The sequence below is a fragment of the Sphingobacteriaceae bacterium GW460-11-11-14-LB5 genome (assembly GCA_002151545.1).
In the GTDB taxonomy this organism is placed as follows: domain Bacteria; phylum Bacteroidota; class Bacteroidia; order Sphingobacteriales; family Sphingobacteriaceae; genus Pedobacter.
The window spans coordinates 5,856,539-5,872,373 of the sequence record CP021237.1; the positions used below are offsets into that span (position 1 = coordinate 5,856,539).

The window sequence follows — 15,835 nt, forward strand, 5'->3', positions numbered from 1 at the left end:
TTGCAGTTTTTTCCAAACTCCTTACCCCAAACTCCAAACTCTTGCTATCTTTGCTTAAAAAATTAAATAATGCTGCAAGTTAACTATATCCGCGAAAATAGAGAGAAAGTTTTAGAACGTTTAAGTATCCGTAATTTTAAACAGCCAGAACTGGTAGACGAAATCATCAAAATAGATGAAGACCGCCGTTCTACACAAACTTCCCTGGATAATATTTCCGCTGAGGCTAATGCAGCTGCCAAACAGATTGGCGATTTAATGCGTACGGGTAAAAAAGAAGAAGCTGAAGCGATTAAGGCGCAAACTGCTTCTCATAAAGAAAATATCAAAAACCTGAGCGATAAACTAAACGAGCTGGAAACGGCTCAGCATAATTTAATTGTGCAGTTGCCGAATTTACCATATCATTTAGTCAAACAGGGATCAACTGCAGATGATAACGAGATTGTTTTAACACATGGTGAGCCTGCCCAGTTACCAAGCAAAGCTTTACCGCATTGGGAGCTTGCGGCGAAATATGATATTATCGATTTCGAACTGGGTGTAAAAATTACTGGTGCTGGTTTTCCGGTATATAAAGGAAAAGGCGCCAGGTTACAACGGGCACTCATCAATTTCTTCTTAGATCATGCTACTGCAGCTGGTTATAAAGAAATGCAGGTACCTCACCTGGTTAATGCAGCTTCAGGTTTTGGTACCGGGCAGTTACCCGATAAGGAAGGGCAGATGTATCATTCAACAGTTGATGATTTATATTTAATTCCAACTGCCGAAGTACCGGTAACCAATTTATACCGTGATGTAATTGTTAAGGAAGAAGATCTTCCGATTAAAAATACGGCCTATACACCTTGTTTCCGTAGAGAAGCGGGTTCTTATGGTGCGCATGTACGTGGTTTAAACCGTTTACACCAGTTTGATAAGGTAGAAGTCGTGCAGATTACACATCCTGATCAATCTTACGAAACTTTAGAAGATATGAGCCTATATGTTCAGTCTCTTTTACAGGAACTGGGCTTACATTACCGTGTGCTGCGTTTGTGCGGTGGCGATATGGGCTTTACTTCGGCCATGACTTACGATATGGAGGTTTGGAGTGCTGCTCAAGAGCGCTGGTTAGAAGTTTCTTCTGTATCAAATTTCGAAACTTATCAGAGTAACCGTTTGAAATTGCGTTTTAAAGGAAAAGAAGGTAAGGCGCAACTGGCTCACTCCTTAAATGGAAGTGCATTGGCGCTACCGCGTATTGTGGCTTCAATTTTAGAAAACTACCAAACGGAGAACGGTATTAAAATTCCGGAAGCTTTAGTAAAGTACACCGGATTTGATATTATTGATTAAACCTCACCCTATTATAGCAACTGCTTAGGCTTCTATTTGAGCCTCCCACTCCTTCAGGAGAGGGAATGCACAGACGCTACGCATTGCTAAGCCCGTTAAAAGGGTGAGGGCATAAAAAAAGCTTTGCATTGCTGCAAAGCTTTTTGTTTTTTATATAGATAGATGTGATGCGTATTGATTATAAAATCAGGATCAACAATAAAATGATGATGATGATTGCACCAACTGAAAGGTAAACACCTCCAGAAACTGCACGGGCTTGCCCTTTTAATTCTCTTAACTCGCTACGTAATGCTTTACGTTCTGCTCTTGTTAAGTTCGATTTGTCCATGTCTCTGATCTCTTCAACACGGGTTTTAATTCTTTCCAGTTTCACGGCTTGTTCAGCAGTTAATTCTGTTGGGTTTTTCGCAGGTTTATCAGCTGCCTGAGCTGAATTAAAACTAATGCCTAAAGAGAAAACCAAGGCTAGCGTGTAGATGAATTTTTTCATAATATATAATTTTTTAGTGTTCGACCTCTACGTAACAAAAAACCTACCAAAATGTTCTGGTAGGTTTTAAAAAGCCTTGATTTAACAATTAAAATTCTTATTTGATCTCGAAAATGGCATTCACCGTGAAATTCAGCTTAATTTTTTTGAAATCAATTTCAGGAGCGCTAGCGGCATCAGCCATTTCAGCTTTCATTGCATAATTTCTATAAACCGGTTGTATTACATTGTCTCCACCGTCTTGTATCTCAATTACACCACCTAATTTATCGCCTAATGCTTCGACCATGTAAGCTGCTTTTTCTTTTGCAGCCAATAAAGCTTTAATTTTAAGCTCTTTTTTTAAACTTTCAATTTTAGAATAATCGTAGCTTTCAATATTCGTATTGGCAATTCCTTTGGCATCAATCGACTCTAATATGGCGTTGAATTTATTCAGATCGCTAACTTTTAAACGATATTGTTTGCTCGCTAAGAAATCAGGATTTTTCTTTTTTTCTGCAGCGTAGTTCCAGCTGCTTAAATTGCTAATGGTTAAATTTTCTTTTGCAATGCCCGCTTTTTGTACAGCGGCATACAATTGTTTTTCCAGTTCTGTAATGTCTACTTTTTTCTTGCCGTTTAAGTATTCTTTAAGTGAAATGCCGATGTAAATAATATCGGGGGTTACTTCTGTTTCTGCAGTTCCGCTAACATTAATTTTTCTGCGTAAATCTACTTGTTGAGCCATCGCTGTTGATAATCCTAAAAATGCAACCAGTGCAAGTGCTATTAACTTTTTCATAATGTATTTTCTTTGTGTGTACGTTAATGATGTAAACCGTGCACAAATTCCACACCGAGATTAGAAAAAATTTTATTTTTTTTGAAAATGGACAGCAGTAGTTGATGGCAAAACCTGCCCCGCTATACACTTTAGCCCCGAAGAAAAATCGGGGGCTGTCGTTGTTATCGGGTTTATTAACAAAGGTTTATGCTACTGGCAAAAAGACAATCAGAATAAAACAATTGTTGCAACCATAAGTTTTAACCTGAAAAATATTATTCTTTTTATAGTGCAAATATTTTTCATGTATTTCCTTCTTTGAAAGGACTATTGTTCTGGCCACCTTAAACCCGACAGAGCGGATAGCCCGGAATGGAAGCGCAGCGGAATGAGGAAAATAGCGATGGCGGGACCGGATTGGCCGATGCACACTGAAACCTGATTTTCTAAAATAAATAGAAAGAGTAAAATTTTGCGCAAGGTTTTATGCTTAAATAGACGGAATTATATATGGTTATAAAACCTAGCGCAGCAGAGTTTTCTGCAGAATTTTAATCATGTTTTGCAATTAGGAATCGCAAAAAGAATTGAATTGTGGTTGTTAGACCTTTGATACTTTAACAGCAGTTGGTCCTTTTTGACCCATTTCTACTTCGAATGTAACTTTATCACCCTCTTTAATCTGAGTGATTAAACCATTTGCGTGAACGAAAATACTGTCTTGTGTTTCAGTGTTTTTAATAAAACCGTAACCTTTACTGTCGTTAAAGAATGTAACTGTTCCTTTTTTAACAGGATTTTCATCGATGATGTCTTCTTGTCTTGAAATACCGATCTGAATATCTTCGGTGTTAATTACTTTCTTTTTCTTCGGATCTGGTGGAGTTGAAGAGATGTTTCCGTTTTCATCAACATAAGCCATCATATCTTCAAGCGCTAAACCTTTTTTGGCATTAGCCTGACGCTCTTCTTTTTTCTCTTGTTTGTCTTTTTGTTTTTTTAATCGTTTTTTTTCGTTCTCTTTTTTACTGTATGTTGCCTGAGATTTAGCCATATTTTATTTAATTGTTTTGTTTTGAAAGGTGAGTGGAAAGGAGAATTATACAAAGATAACAATACTAAAGCATAAACACGATTTTATTCGGTTATGCTCTTGTCATTTGGGTTTGTATAGTATAAAGGCATTTGCCAAGGAGGGCACAGATTTACACGGAAGTAAGTCTTTTCCCTTTCATCGTCCTCGTTACAAACGAGGATGGAAGGAAAAGGCGATTTTATCGCTATTGGATAGTTTAATGCATTACAAATGCGAATCTCAGTCATCCTCGTTACAAACGAGGACGATTGGTGGGTTATGGTTTATACCTTTTCCGTGATTTCAGTGTTTCCGTGGCAAATTTCATTATAAAATGAGTGCTTAAAAATTTAAGAGGCTTTATTTACCCATTTATCTTTATCGATCTGATAAACGAAATTCCATTTTAGTGGCTCACCGTAATAGGCTACTTCCAATTCAGCAATTTTAACGGCTCCTAATTTTTCTGTTGCTTTTTGTGAACGGAAATTAGTCGCACCAATATGTAAGATTACTTTATCCACAAATTGAAAAGCATAATCGAGCATTAAAGCTTTTAAAGCCTTGTTGTGCCCCTTGCCCCAAAACTCACGGGCAATAAAAGTATAACCAACGGCAACAGAGTAGTCTGTTTCATCTAATTCGTAATATCTGGAGCTGCCCACAACTTTATTGGTTTCTTTTTCATAAACAATAAAAGCACCCTTCGATTCTATTGCACCTTTAAAGAAATTTTCGAAAACCGCTCTTTTATAGCGGTCTTTGTTGGGATGCTGCTCCCAGATTAACGGATCGGAAGCTACGGCAAAAAGAGCTTCAAAATCTTCTTCCTTTAAAGGGGCTATCGTAATTAAATCGTTTGCCAATGTAGGCTGTAAATCGAAATTCATATGGCTTGAATATAAAAACGGCCGGCTTTGCGGCCAGCCGTTTGTTATTAATTATTAGATTTCTCCATTCCGCTTTGCTCCAGTCGAAATGACGCGCTTATTAATCTACCAAACCTTCAATTTCTACCACTTCCTGGGCATCTTTCTGATAGTCAACTTGATCAATTTCGAAACCAAATAAGCTTAAGAAATCAGATCTGTAACCTGGTAAATCACCTATTGCGGGTAAAGTTTCGGTTGTGGCTTCTTTCCAAAGTTCGGCCACTTTAGCCTGGACATCTTCACGCATTTCCCAATCGTCGATTCTGATTCTTCCTTTTTCATCAACAGGAACAGGGCTGCCGGTATATAAACGATCAGCATATAAACGCTGGATCTGCTCAATTGTACCTTCGTGGATGCCTTCTGCTTTCATTACCTTGTACAACAATGAAATGTATAACGGAATTACCGGAATAGCAGAACTTGCCTGTGTTACCAGTGCTTTGTTCACTGATACATAAGCTTTGCCATCAATATCTTTTAATTTATCGCTGATTTTAAAAGCAGTTGCTTCCAAATCATCTTTAGCTCTTCCAATGGTTCCTTTACGGTATACCGGCTCGGTTAAAGCAGGGCCGATGTACGAATAAGCTACTGTTGTGGCAGCTTCGGCAAGCAGATTTTCTGCTTTTAAGGCATCAATCCACATGGCCCAGTCTTCGCCGCCCATTACCGCAACGGTATTGGCAATATCCTCTTCGGTAGCAGGTTCGATAGAAATTTCGGTTACATTACCGGTGTGGAAATCGACTGTTTTATTGGTGTAAGTTCCACCGATAGGTTTTAAGGTAGAGCGGTGAAGCACTTCGGTATCAGGGTGTTTCCTAACCGGAGATGCCAGGCTATAAATGACTAAATCAACCTGACCCAAATCAGCTTTGATCAATTCAATTGTTTTTTCTTTAATTTCTTTAGAGAATGCGTCGCCGTTAATACTTTTCGCATATAAACCAGCGGCATGGGCTTCTTTTTCGAAGGCTGCAGTATTGTACCAGCCTGGTGATGCAGTTTTGCCTTCAGAAGGTGCTTTTTCGAAAAATACGCCAATTGTAGAAGCGCCAGATCCATAAGCAGCAGTAATACGCGAAGCCAAACCAAATCCGGTTGAAGCGCCTATTACCAATACTTTTTTAGGACCATCTATAGCTCCTTTAGATTTTACATATTCAATTTGATTCTTTACGTTTTGCGCGCAACCATCAGGGTGTGCAGTTAAACAGATAAAGCCCCTCATTCTAGGTTCGATAATCATTTTTGTTCTATTTTACGTTTTGTAATGTTAAAATAAGTGCAGTTTTAAGCAAATTGAAAATGCCATAATGCCCAAATCTTTAACGAAGATAAATTTTTAATTGTTTAACGTTAAATGAATTTTAAATAATAAGCTTTTACACTTGTTTAATTCGTTTTAGATCTAAATTCTATATTAATAATATTATCTCTTTTCATATCGGTATCCAGATAAACTATCCGTGTTTTATCGCCATAATAAACGCAGAGCACAGCTGTATTTGGTGGGGTACTTCCTAAATTATCTGCCCTAAACAATAAAGTGTTTTTGCCCGGTTGCAATGTTAGGTAAAACCGCTTAGATATTTTTTTAACTGCAATTTTTTGATGGACCCATACGTCATTAAGTTTTAAAGATACACTGTCTCCATCCTCTACCTGGCCGTCCCAAATTTCAAGTTCTATTTGCTTGTTTTCAACTTGCATGTTTGCAATAACATCGGAGTTTCTGTTTATGGGTTTTTCTGGAGTATTTTTTTGCTTTGATATCTCTACAGGCTTATTGCTTATAGATTGGTTATCCGCTAACTTAGGTTTTGAATATGCGCGATAAAACTTAGCCACCAGAAAAGTTGCAAAAGCGTTTGAGCGGTTTGAAAAATCAAAACTGTACATGTTTTCGCTGGTTTTAACAATCAAATTCCCGGTATTTGGCGGCTTGCGACCATAATTGTCTGCAAAAAGTGCAATGGTATTCATTCCTGTATCTAAATGTAGCGCATGGCTAAATTTTTTCTCATCAATGGCATGTTTGTTTAAAATCATCCTGCCATTTTGAATCAATGTTATGGTGTCTGCATCGATCAGCTCTTCATCCTGTATGGCCAGGGTAACAACGCTATCTTTTGTGGTAATTGGATCGTAAATGCCATAATAAATATTATCCTTCCCGGTAGGGGCCACTATCCTGGGAATATGAGGATCTGTCCAGGGCGTTGAATTTGCTTTGGTTAAGGTAATCTTTTCACGGTATAACAGATCCCTCATATTTACTTTTGAACTTTCGTAAATTTCATCGCCCTCATCTAAACCGCGCATAAAAAGCCCAAAGTTATCAATCCACATCCGTTGCAAACTCAATTGTGCTTGTCCGGTTTTGGATTTGCTTAGTGTAAGTACACCATTTAGGTAGGGCATCCACTGTTTAATTTTGAAAGGGGTTTCTATTATCGGGTATTTATTTCGACCAATGCCCAGTTGGGTACTGTTTTTCTGAACAAGCAAGAGTTCATAACTAAATATAAAATCGCCATTTGTAATTTTTAAGTTCGCAGGATAAAGCATCTTTTCAGTCGCTTTGCCAATATTCATTTGCACATTAATCGGTAAAGCGGTGGGATAAGGACGATACTTAAAATTCCAGGTACCCGTAAAATCCTGAGCCTTTGCTCCGGTTAAAATCATGATTAACAAAACTCCTAAAAGAAAACGCATGTGATTTTCAATGAATTAAATCCTAAAGATAAGCGTCTAAGCTCTTTTTTAAGGATTAATTTAAAGTTAAATGATTTGCTTTGTTCATTTTCTATTAATTTAGCGGCACACAGATAAAACCGGTTTATCATCTTATGAAAAAAATAGTATTCTCTGCTATGGTGTTGCTCATCATGGTTTCTGGAAAGCTTTATGCACAAACCCAGCATCAAAATTCGGGTTGGTTTATGTTTTTAAATAACACCAAGTTTAATGAAAAATGGGGGCTACAGTTCGATGTTCAAATGCGCTCAGCTGATGATTGGGGTTATTTGAGAAATACCTTAGTGCGGCCAGCCTTACAATATTTCATCAATAATAAACACAATGTAGCCCTGGGCTATTTATGGCAAACCACACAATCGCAATCGGTAGTAGCCGGTAATTCATTTTCACACGAGCATCGTATTTTTGAGCAATATATTTACAGCCACAGGCTAAAATCGGTTTTTGCCAGCCACAGGCTAAGGCTTGAACAACGTTTTATCGGCCGCCCGGACGAAGATGTGTTTTCACAACGTTTCCGTTATTTCTTCAGGCTCATTCAGCCATTGCAAAAAGCTCAGCCAACATTTACAAAAGGGCCATTTGTAGCTATGCAGAACGAGGTGTTTTTAAATTTGCAGAATAAGGAGAAAATTAACAATAGTGTTTTCGATCAGAACAGGTTGTACCTTGCTGCGGGTTATCGTTTTTCGAAGCAATTTGATCTGGAAGCTGGGTATATGAACCAAATTACAAATGGCGTTTCGAACAATACGGTTAATCACATTATTCAGCTGGCTGTTTACACGAGGTTTTAATGTTTTAAAGTCATTTTTTGTACAACAACTCTTACAAAATGTTAAAGCTGTTGTAATTGATTGGTCTTTTTGCTCAATTTGCCGCGTGAAAAGATTTACCATTCTATTTTTAGCACTCTTGTTTGGCAAGCGAATGCAGGCACAAGAGATTAAAACCTCTTCAACCAGTAATACGCCAACTTCAAAAAGTTTATTTAACCCTGAGCATAAAAGGAAATTTTCCCGTAAAGGTGATTTTTATTTTCACTGGGGATATAATAGCTCCTGGTATGGTAAAAGCGATATCAGGTTTCAGGGACCGAACTACGATTTTACTTTAAAGGATGTGGTGGCTCATGATAGACAATCGAAATTAAGCTGGGCTTATTTAAATCCGGGTTTAATCACTGTACCACAGTATAACATCCGTGCGGGATACTTTATCAAAGATAATTACAGTATTTCTATCGGCTGGGACCACATGAAATATGTGATGGATATTCCGCAAACTGTTGTAATCAACGGACATATCGGTGCAAATATTTCGCATGATAATGCACCTACAGGCGCTTTAGCTGGCGATTATAATGGCCAAAGCATTAACGTGAAAGAAAGCATGCTTACTTATGAGCATACCGATGGATTTAACTATGCCAATATCGAGATTGAGCGTTATGATGATATCTGGGTTGCGCCGGGTGGCAATACTTCTTTAACTTTAGAAACCGGTTTGGGTGGCGGTTTAATGGTGCCACGTTCTGATGTACGTCTTTTTGGCCAGGGCAGGAATAACCATTTCAGCATTTCGGGTTATGGTGTTTCAGCGAAAATTGGTCTTAAGTTTTATGTTTGGAAAAACGTTTATTTACAGAATACCACTAAGTTTGGCGCCACCAATTTAACCAATGTGCATACAACCGGTTGGGATGAGCTGGATAAAGCCAGTCAGAAAATCAACTACATTGAAAATATATCGCTGATCGGGGTTCAGTTTTAAAAAATATAAAAGGAGGCTCAAGCCTCTTTTTTGTTTTAGGTGCAGGTGGTGGGAATCGGTGCACTACAGTTTGCCCGCTGATTAAAGAGATAAACGCTGATTATTTTTGGTGATTATAAATAGCCATGAAAGCAAAGAAGACTATTATATTTTCTCCAGTTTGTCTAGCCTTGCAATTTCAATCTAGTATAGATCGCTTTACGCTTGGCGCCTAGCGCCCGGCTACTGTCCGTAATCTAACAACCTTCTATGGTAGTTAATCTGCCCCAAATGGTAAGATAAATGTGTGGACAGGTGAACCAGGAAAAATTCGGTTGATGTTTTCTCCTGAAATACCAGCATCGGGTATTCAGTATTGATTTGTTCAGGGGTTATTTTATCAAGCGTTTCACTAACTACAATTAAAGTTGCTTCGATCATTTTAATCAATTCTAGCCTTGGGATATCTTTTAATGAAAACTCCAGTTCGCGGTTGCGGATGTAATGGCTGCCACCCAAAGTTGCACCAATATACGTGTTGAGGTTTCCGATTAAATGCAGACAGAGGTTCCCGGCTGAATTTGCAATGCTTTTATCTACAACCCAAAGCGTAGCTTCGTTTTTATATAATTCAATTTCCGATTTTAATTTGTTAAGATCCCGGGTGAAAAGTGATTTTAAGGTTTCGGTAAGCATATGTAGATTTTAAGGGATTAATTTTTTTACTTGCTGTGATAGGATCTCTTTATCATTCTTTTTAATGATTAAATGCCCTAGTGCATTATTTTCTCCAATTGCACTGATAAAACAAGTATAGAGGTAAATACCACTTTCAAAGTTAAAATTGCCACTTCCACCGCTTCCATCAGGATCATATCGTCCATTGGATAAAACAATTGAAGGTTTATTGCCCATTTTATTTTTTAAGGGCCATGATGCAAAACGGTAATTTCTATTACCCAAGTCGTCAATCCGTACTCTGTATTGTGCTGTCTCGAAGATTAATATGGGTTTGTAGAATTTTTTAATTGAAGGATGTAATCCTGTTTTTTCTAGGGCAATTAATCGGGACTTTTCTAATGTCTCAAATTTTGATCGATGATTTACGCTCAACAATTTGCCATCCGAATCGTTCAGCCATAATTCGCCATTTAACAGCATTATTCCTCTCCAGCCCATAAAATCCCAGTCTGTTAATGGATTTGAGTTGATGATCTTTTTGGTTAGTTCATCGTCAAAAACCTCTTTATATCTTTTTATAAATTCCTGCTTGTTTTTAATAGGCGGGATCGGGTATGCCCTGTTTAAAGGATATCTAATTTTATTGCTTAATTTTTCTATTTTACCATTTTTAATAGAGGTGATAAAATCGGTAACAATAGGGAGATATTTTTTATCTAGTGTTTGGCTTTGAATTGAGCCGATGTTCACTATAAAAAGGACTGCTAATAATAGTATTTTCATTGAAGAGAGGTTTTTAAGCGAATATAATAGTTTAAAGCCGAAAAGGTGTCTTTCTGCCCTATTACTCTACCGACCTATGTATCTAAACCCGATAAAATGGAAAGCCCGGAAGCCCGATCCTTTATCGGGATGAGGACTTGAAATGATAGCGGGACTAACACTTAATAGTAGCAATGATCTGCTTTTCAAATAAAAATAAAAGGATGTTAAGGCACATTGTCCGACCGAGGATCTTTTGCAGAAAAGATGAGGCTGTATCATAAGTTGTGATTCTATTCGAACTTGTCACGTTAAGCTTCCCGAAGAATCGGGACAAGTAGTCGAAACGCTTTGAGCAGCATTTAAACAGGTCCTTCGACAAGCTCAGGATGACAATCTATATTTATGATACAACCTCTTGACGATCGCATTGGAAAACAGCGCTAATCATTGATCCTTTGCCCATAAAAAAACACCTGCAAGAAATTGCAGGTGTTTCGCTATCAAAAGGCTTTAATTTATACTTTTCTAACTCTTCCTGAGCCTATAACTGTTTTATCAACTGATGGATCGCCTGAGTAATTTACACTTCCTGAACCGCTGATTACCGCTTTAATGCTTTTCTCTGCAGCGATATTAACTGTTCCAGAGCCGCTGATCGTTGTTGATAATGTTTTTACTGCAAAAGATTTGCCACCAAAGGTACCCGAGCTGCTGATAACTACTTTAGCATGATCGGCATTGCCATTAATGTTGATTGATCCTGAACCGCTAATTACGCCGCTAAAATTGTCAACATCGGCATTTACTTTTATACTGCCTGATCCGCTTAAAACAGTTGCAAAATCTCCAGCACTAACTTTGCCGTTCACTGTCATTGCTCCAGATCCGTTCATGGTTAAACTTTTTAGCGAAGGTGCAGTAACGTAAGCAGTTATTTTTTTGTTTTCGTATTTTCTAGACCAGCTAGTAATGCTGGTTTCCGGACGGATAATGAGTGCATTTCCTTTTACTTCTGTTACAATGGTCGCAATGGCATCGGCATCGCCTTCTAAACGGCAGCTTGCTTTTGAACCTATCGTAATTACGATATTGATTGGGCCTGCACCCGCAACTGAAGTAAAGTTAGCCACATCTCTTTCATCGCTATTGTATTTTGATGATTTAATGTGGGTTTGGTCTTTTGCAATTACATTAATACCCGAGGTTAATGTTAGTGTTGCCAATAATATTGCAAATACTTTTTTCATGATGATAGATTTTATTTTTTTAGATGAATAATGAGCTTTTCTTATAAGACGATGCTTTTGCCGAAAAGTTGCACAAGACAGAATTTAATTCTTTTTTATTAATGGTCTTGGCTATGCTCAAAAGAGAAGCCGTATCATTAAGGTAATTTCTCTTCCAAATTTGTCATGTTGAGCCTGTCGAAACACCTAAAAGCATATTTAAGTAAGTCCTTCGACAAGCTCAGGATGACAAATTATATATTTATGATACAGCCAATGAGATTTAATTATCCTTTTTTGATGTTGATGTAAAACAACGGATCGTGTTTAAAGTTATCGGCATTAATACTGCCATCAATTTTAATGGTTTTCCAATCGTTTGTAGGTTTGATCAAAGTATAAACACCTGCTTTTAGTGTTACGCGCACAGGCATATCAAAACCTTTTACATCTGTTACCCATCGGTAAGAAAGTATGCCTTTATTGATTTTATAGCTTAAAACAGGAATCTTCGTATAACGCAGGTACTGATCGAAAACTTTATCTAATTTAAGTCCGCTTTGTTTGGCTATGTAATTTTCAATCTCTGCAGTGGTTACGGTTTTGTGGTAGAATGTTTTACCCAATCCGCGCAAAACCTGTCTGAATTTTTCATCGTTATTGATCAATTGGCGAATGATACTCACCAAATTTGCACCTTTGGGATACATATCGCCCGAGCCTTCCTTGTTTACGCCATAAGGGCCAATTACCGGCACATCATTACGGATGATTTTCTGTAATCCGATCACATATTCTTCGGCAGCTGCTTTGCTCTCAGTACATTCGGTAAACAATACCTCTGAATAATTGGTGAAACCTTCATGAACCCACATATCGGCGATATCTTTTGAGGTGATGTTATTCCCGAACCATTCGTGGCCGCTTTCATGGATGGTAATAAAATCCCATTTTAAGCCATGATCGGTACCACTTAAATCTTTACCTAAATAACCTGGTTTAAACTGATTGCCATAAGCTACTGCACTCTGGTGTTCCATACCTAAATGTGGCGCCTGAACCAGTTTGTAGCCGTCTTTGTACCAGGGGTAAGGGCCAAACCAATATTCGAAACATTTTAGCATGGGTTTAACATCTGCATCCCAATGTGGGCGGGCTTTGGCGCTATCGGTTTGTAGCGCCCAGTAGTCGATACTGAGCTTTCCGTTTTCACCATCATAACTGTCTTGCCAGTGCGCATATTTCCCAATGTAAAAGGTTACGTCGTAATTGTTAATGGGATTACCTACAAACCAATTGTATTGTTTATTGCCATCAGGTTTGTCAACGGTATTTCTCAGTCTTCCGTTAGATATTTCCTGCAAAGTTTTAGGAACAGTAATGCTGATTAACATACTGTCTACTTCATCGCTTTGGTGATCTTTATTTGGCCACCACACACTTGCACCTAAACCCTGGCAAGCCACCGAAACAAATGGATTGCCTGCTTCATCTTTTTTGAAGATAAAACCACCGTCCCAGGGTGGTGTTTTTGCTACCGTAGGATTGCCTGAATAGAAAACGGTGAATTTATCTTGACTGCCTTTTTTAACCGCTTTAGGGAAGGTTACAAATACCGCGTTATATTCCCGGGTAAAAGGTAAATCGGCACCTTTGTAAACCACCTTGTCTACTTTTAAGTTATCAAAAAGATCGAACTGGAGTTTGGTAAAATCCTGCGTAGCGGTAAAAGCAAATTCATTGCTGCCGCTAACAGATTTTTGGTCGATATCTATTTTAACATCCAGGTGGTAATAATTAATATCGTAACAGGTGCGCAAAGGAGTCAGTGTGCCACGGAGGCTGTCGGCCCTTGAGTTTACCTGGTTTTTCCCGAGCATCTGTGCCTGTACCGCTGAAATACTGAAGATGATGGCAAGGATGAATAGTAACTTTTTCATTTATTATATTTTTGTTAATCGTTAAAAACGATTGCTTATTAATATGCGCTTAGAAACGAGCGTAACTTTTTTGTCTTTGCGGCGCACAAAGCCTCCCTGTTGCAGGCAGGCAATCCTAATGCAATGGCTATACACCTAAAGTTACAAGAATGCTCCGTCGCTCAACATGAGGGATTTTGCATTTACTTCAATACTGAAACCGTAATAAATGAGCTGTTGTGTACATCATGATAAATTTTGTGTGTAGCTTTCTGGAAATCCTGCGCTTCTGCCTGATAGATGTCCATAAATTTCTGCGGATTACGATCGGCTAAGGGGAACCACGAGTTTTGAATCTGAATCATAATTTTATGCCCTTTTTTGAAGGTATGTGCTACATCTGGCAGCGGATAATTGACTTTGGTAATGGCGCCAGGAACAAAAGGCTCTGGTTTTTCAAAACTGTTGCGGTATTTTCCACGCATAATTTCTCCACGTACCAGCATTTCGTAACCACCCATAATCAGGTTTTTAGGATTAGGTTCTGGATTTGGTGCATCTTCAGGATAAACATCAATCAATTTAACTACATAATCGGCATCTGTTCCGGTAGTCGAAACCACTAAGTTGGCCAGAACAGGGCCGGTTAAAGTAATATCTTCAGTTAAAGCATCTGTTTGGTAAGTTTTTACATCCGGACGGCGGGCCGCAAAACGCTGATCGTCGATCATGTACTCGCGGGTACGTTTGGCCTGGATACCATCCTGGTAAGGTACCGGATTATTCGGATCGCTTACATATTCATCCCAGCTATCGGTTCTGCCCACTTTTTCGAAACTGAGTTTTCCATTGGGTTGTAAGTAAAGGTTTCTGGTTTCGGTATCTTTTGGTGGCCAGGTATTAAATTTTTTCCATTCGTTGCTTCCCGTTACAAAAATATTGGCTTCTGCAGCATTAAAATCTCCCTCGCCTTTTAAATAATGTTTAAAGAAAGGCAGTTCGTATTGTTGCTGGTAATCGATACTGGTGGTTTTGCCGAAAGGGATGTCGCCGAAATAAGAACCATCACTACGTACCCAGCCGCCATGGAACCAGGGACCTGCAACCAGGATATTGTTGGCACCAGGATTCTGTTTCTCAATCGCTTTGTAGGTGTCAAAAGTTCCATAGGCATCTTCCGCATCGAAAAATCCCCCCACCACCATCACAGCAGGTTTTACATTGGTTAAATGTGGCGTAATTAAACGTGCTTTCCAGAAGGTATCTAAATTTGGATGTTTAAATAAATCATTCCAGAATTTAATACTGTCGGCAAAATACCGGTCTTTTAAGTTCTTAACCGATCCGGCTTCTAGATAAAAACGATAATTGTCCTGAATGGGGAACTGAAAACCTTTAGGCCCTTTATCTGGGGTAATCGGTTTAGGCCTCGGCACACCAAAGCTGCCCATAAAACTAAAAGCATCCATGAGGAACAAGGTACCACGGTGGTGAAAATCATCACCCATAAACCAATCGGTAACTGGCGCCTGAGGCGAAACGGCTTTTAAAGCGGGATGTGCATTTGGTAATGAAGTGGTAGAATAAAAACCAGGGTACGAAATGCCATAAATACCGGCATTGCCATTGTTACCTTTTACGTTTTTAAGCAGCCAATCGATGGTATCGTAAGTATCGGTGCTTTCATCGATAGCGGTTTTACTTTTTTTGCCAACAACCTGCGGACGGATATCGGCAAAAGTGCCCTCACTCATCCAACGGCCCCTAACATCCTGATATACAAAAATAAATCCCTCACGCATCATCGCCGGAAAATTACCCAGGCTCAGCTTATATTTATCTTCACCATATGGTGCAACGGTATAGGGGGTGCGGTTAATTAAAAAAGGATATTTTTTGGTTTGATTTTTGGGTATATAAATGGATGTGAAGAGTTTAACCCCATCGCGCATGGGAATCTGGCGTTCTATTTTGGTGTAGTTTTCTCTAACATATGCCGAATCGGTTTGCCGGGCCATTAATTCATTAGAAATAAACAGACATAATAACAGACTGAAAATTCTTGTAAGGTTCATTTAAGCTAGTTTTTAGGAATAAAATTTAAATATAGGTGATT

The 15,835-nt window shown here is 38.6% G+C and carries 14 protein-coding genes; 3 read left to right on the forward strand and 11 right to left on the reverse strand.

Features of this window, described 5'->3' with window-relative positions:
• Positions 1-69: 69 nt before the first annotated feature.
• Positions 70-1,341 carry a serine--tRNA ligase gene (locus tag CA265_24035; protein ID ARS42564.1) on the forward strand — a complete coding sequence of 424 codons (1,272 nt, stop codon included), beginning with the start codon at positions 70-72 and terminating at the stop codon, positions 1,339-1,341.
• A gap of 178 nt (positions 1,342-1,519) precedes the next feature.
• Here CA265_24035 and CA265_24040 read toward each other — a convergent pair whose 3' ends face one another.
• From CA265_24040 to CA265_24065, 6 genes are all read right to left on the reverse strand, one after another.
• The gene (locus tag CA265_24040; GenBank protein ARS42565.1) at positions 1,520-1,834 is read right to left on the reverse strand and encodes a hypothetical protein; all 315 of its coding nucleotides are present in this window, start codon (positions 1,832-1,834) and stop codon (positions 1,520-1,522) included.
• Between the two features lie 97 nt (positions 1,835-1,931).
• Positions 1,932-2,618, reverse strand: a complete 687-nt coding sequence (locus tag CA265_24045; GenBank protein ARS42566.1) for an SIMPL domain-containing protein — start codon at positions 2,616-2,618, stop codon at positions 1,932-1,934.
• A 583-nt stretch (positions 2,619-3,201) separates the two neighbouring features.
• Entirely contained in the window at positions 3,202-3,654 is a 453-nt protein-coding gene (locus tag CA265_24050) for a DNA-binding protein (GenBank protein ARS42567.1), read from the reverse strand.
• A gap of 371 nt (positions 3,655-4,025) precedes the next feature.
• The gene (locus tag CA265_24055; GenBank protein ARS42568.1) at positions 4,026-4,565 is read right to left on the reverse strand and encodes a GNAT family N-acetyltransferase; all 540 of its coding nucleotides are present in this window, start codon (positions 4,563-4,565) and stop codon (positions 4,026-4,028) included.
• Positions 4,566-4,665: 100 nt separating this feature from the next.
• Positions 4,666-5,859, reverse strand: coding sequence for a trans-2-enoyl-CoA reductase (locus CA265_24060; protein ARS42569.1), 1,194 nt, complete (start codon positions 5,857-5,859; stop codon positions 4,666-4,668).
• A 146-nt stretch (positions 5,860-6,005) separates the two neighbouring features.
• Positions 6,006-7,331, reverse strand: coding sequence for a hypothetical protein (locus tag CA265_24065; GenBank protein ARS42570.1), 1,326 nt, complete (start codon positions 7,329-7,331; stop codon positions 6,006-6,008).
• A gap of 134 nt (positions 7,332-7,465) precedes the next feature.
• Here CA265_24065 and CA265_24070 point away from each other — a divergent pair, with 134 nt between their 5' ends.
• Positions 7,466-8,173 (forward strand): hypothetical protein, encoded by a 708-nt coding sequence (locus CA265_24070; GenBank protein ID ARS42571.1) that lies wholly within the window; start codon positions 7,466-7,468, stop codon positions 8,171-8,173.
• Positions 8,174-8,306: 133 nt separating this feature from the next.
• A complete protein-coding gene (locus CA265_24075) occupies positions 8,307-9,149 on the forward strand; it encodes a hypothetical protein (GenBank protein ID ARS42572.1) in 843 nt (280 codons plus the stop codon).
• Between the two features lie 222 nt (positions 9,150-9,371).
• On the opposite strand, the gene CA265_24080 is transcribed toward CA265_24075, so the two are convergent.
• The 5 genes from CA265_24080 to CA265_24100 form a co-directional block, all read right to left on the reverse strand.
• Positions 9,372-9,824 (reverse strand): DinB superfamily protein, encoded by a 453-nt coding sequence (locus CA265_24080; protein ARS42573.1) that lies wholly within the window; start codon positions 9,822-9,824, stop codon positions 9,372-9,374.
• A gap of 9 nt (positions 9,825-9,833) precedes the next feature.
• The gene (locus tag CA265_24085) at positions 9,834-10,592 is read right to left on the reverse strand and encodes a hypothetical protein (GenBank protein ARS42574.1); all 759 of its coding nucleotides are present in this window, start codon (positions 10,590-10,592) and stop codon (positions 9,834-9,836) included.
• Positions 10,593-11,089: 497 nt separating this feature from the next.
• Positions 11,090-11,821 (reverse strand): DUF2807 domain-containing protein, encoded by a 732-nt coding sequence (locus CA265_24090; GenBank protein ID ARS42575.1) that lies wholly within the window; start codon positions 11,819-11,821, stop codon positions 11,090-11,092.
• A 266-nt stretch (positions 11,822-12,087) separates the two neighbouring features.
• On the reverse strand, positions 12,088-13,740 hold the full coding sequence (locus CA265_24095; protein ID ARS42576.1) for a peptidase M1: 1,653 nt from the start codon (positions 13,738-13,740) through the stop codon (positions 12,088-12,090).
• 182 nt (positions 13,741-13,922) lie between these two features.
• Entirely contained in the window at positions 13,923-15,794 is a 1,872-nt protein-coding gene (locus tag CA265_24100; GenBank protein ARS42577.1) for an X-Pro dipeptidyl-peptidase, read from the reverse strand.
• Positions 15,795-15,835: the final 41 nt, after the last annotated feature.

What these genes read in the sequence shown, in the direction of transcription:
- CA265_24065 (ARS42570.1), bottom strand. Translation starts at nt 7,331, where the DNA reads ATGCGTTTTCTTTTAGGAGTTTTGTTAATCATGATTTTAACCGGAGCA.
- CA265_24050 (ARS42567.1), bottom strand. Translation starts at nt 3,654, where the DNA reads ATGGCTAAATCTCAGGCAACATACAGTAAAAAAGAGAACGAAAAAAAA.
- CA265_24095 (ARS42576.1), bottom strand. Translation starts at nt 13,740, where the DNA reads ATGAAAAAGTTACTATTCATCCTTGCCATCATCTTCAGTATTTCAGCG.
- CA265_24035 (ARS42564.1), top strand. Translation starts at nt 70, where the DNA reads ATGCTGCAAGTTAACTATATCCGCGAAAATAGAGAGAAAGTTTTAGAA.
- CA265_24070 (ARS42571.1), top strand. Translation starts at nt 7,466, where the DNA reads ATGAAAAAAATAGTATTCTCTGCTATGGTGTTGCTCATCATGGTTTCT.
- CA265_24075 (ARS42572.1), top strand. Translation starts at nt 8,307, where the DNA reads ATGCAGGCACAAGAGATTAAAACCTCTTCAACCAGTAATACGCCAACT.
- CA265_24045 (ARS42566.1), bottom strand. Translation starts at nt 2,618, where the DNA reads ATGAAAAAGTTAATAGCACTTGCACTGGTTGCATTTTTAGGATTATCA.
- CA265_24055 (ARS42568.1), bottom strand. Translation starts at nt 4,565, where the DNA reads ATGAATTTCGATTTACAGCCTACATTGGCAAACGATTTAATTACGATA.
- CA265_24040 (ARS42565.1), bottom strand. Translation starts at nt 1,834, where the DNA reads ATGAAAAAATTCATCTACACGCTAGCCTTGGTTTTCTCTTTAGGCATT.
- CA265_24085 (ARS42574.1), bottom strand. Translation starts at nt 10,592, where the DNA reads ATGAAAATACTATTATTAGCAGTCCTTTTTATAGTGAACATCGGCTCA.
- CA265_24100 (ARS42577.1), bottom strand. Translation starts at nt 15,794, where the DNA reads ATGAACCTTACAAGAATTTTCAGTCTGTTATTATGTCTGTTTATTTCT.
- CA265_24090 (ARS42575.1), bottom strand. Translation starts at nt 11,821, where the DNA reads ATGAAAAAAGTATTTGCAATATTATTGGCAACACTAACATTAACCTCG.
- CA265_24080 (ARS42573.1), bottom strand. Translation starts at nt 9,824, where the DNA reads ATGCTTACCGAAACCTTAAAATCACTTTTCACCCGGGATCTTAACAAA.
- CA265_24060 (ARS42569.1), bottom strand. Translation starts at nt 5,859, where the DNA reads ATGATTATCGAACCTAGAATGAGGGGCTTTATCTGTTTAACTGCACAC.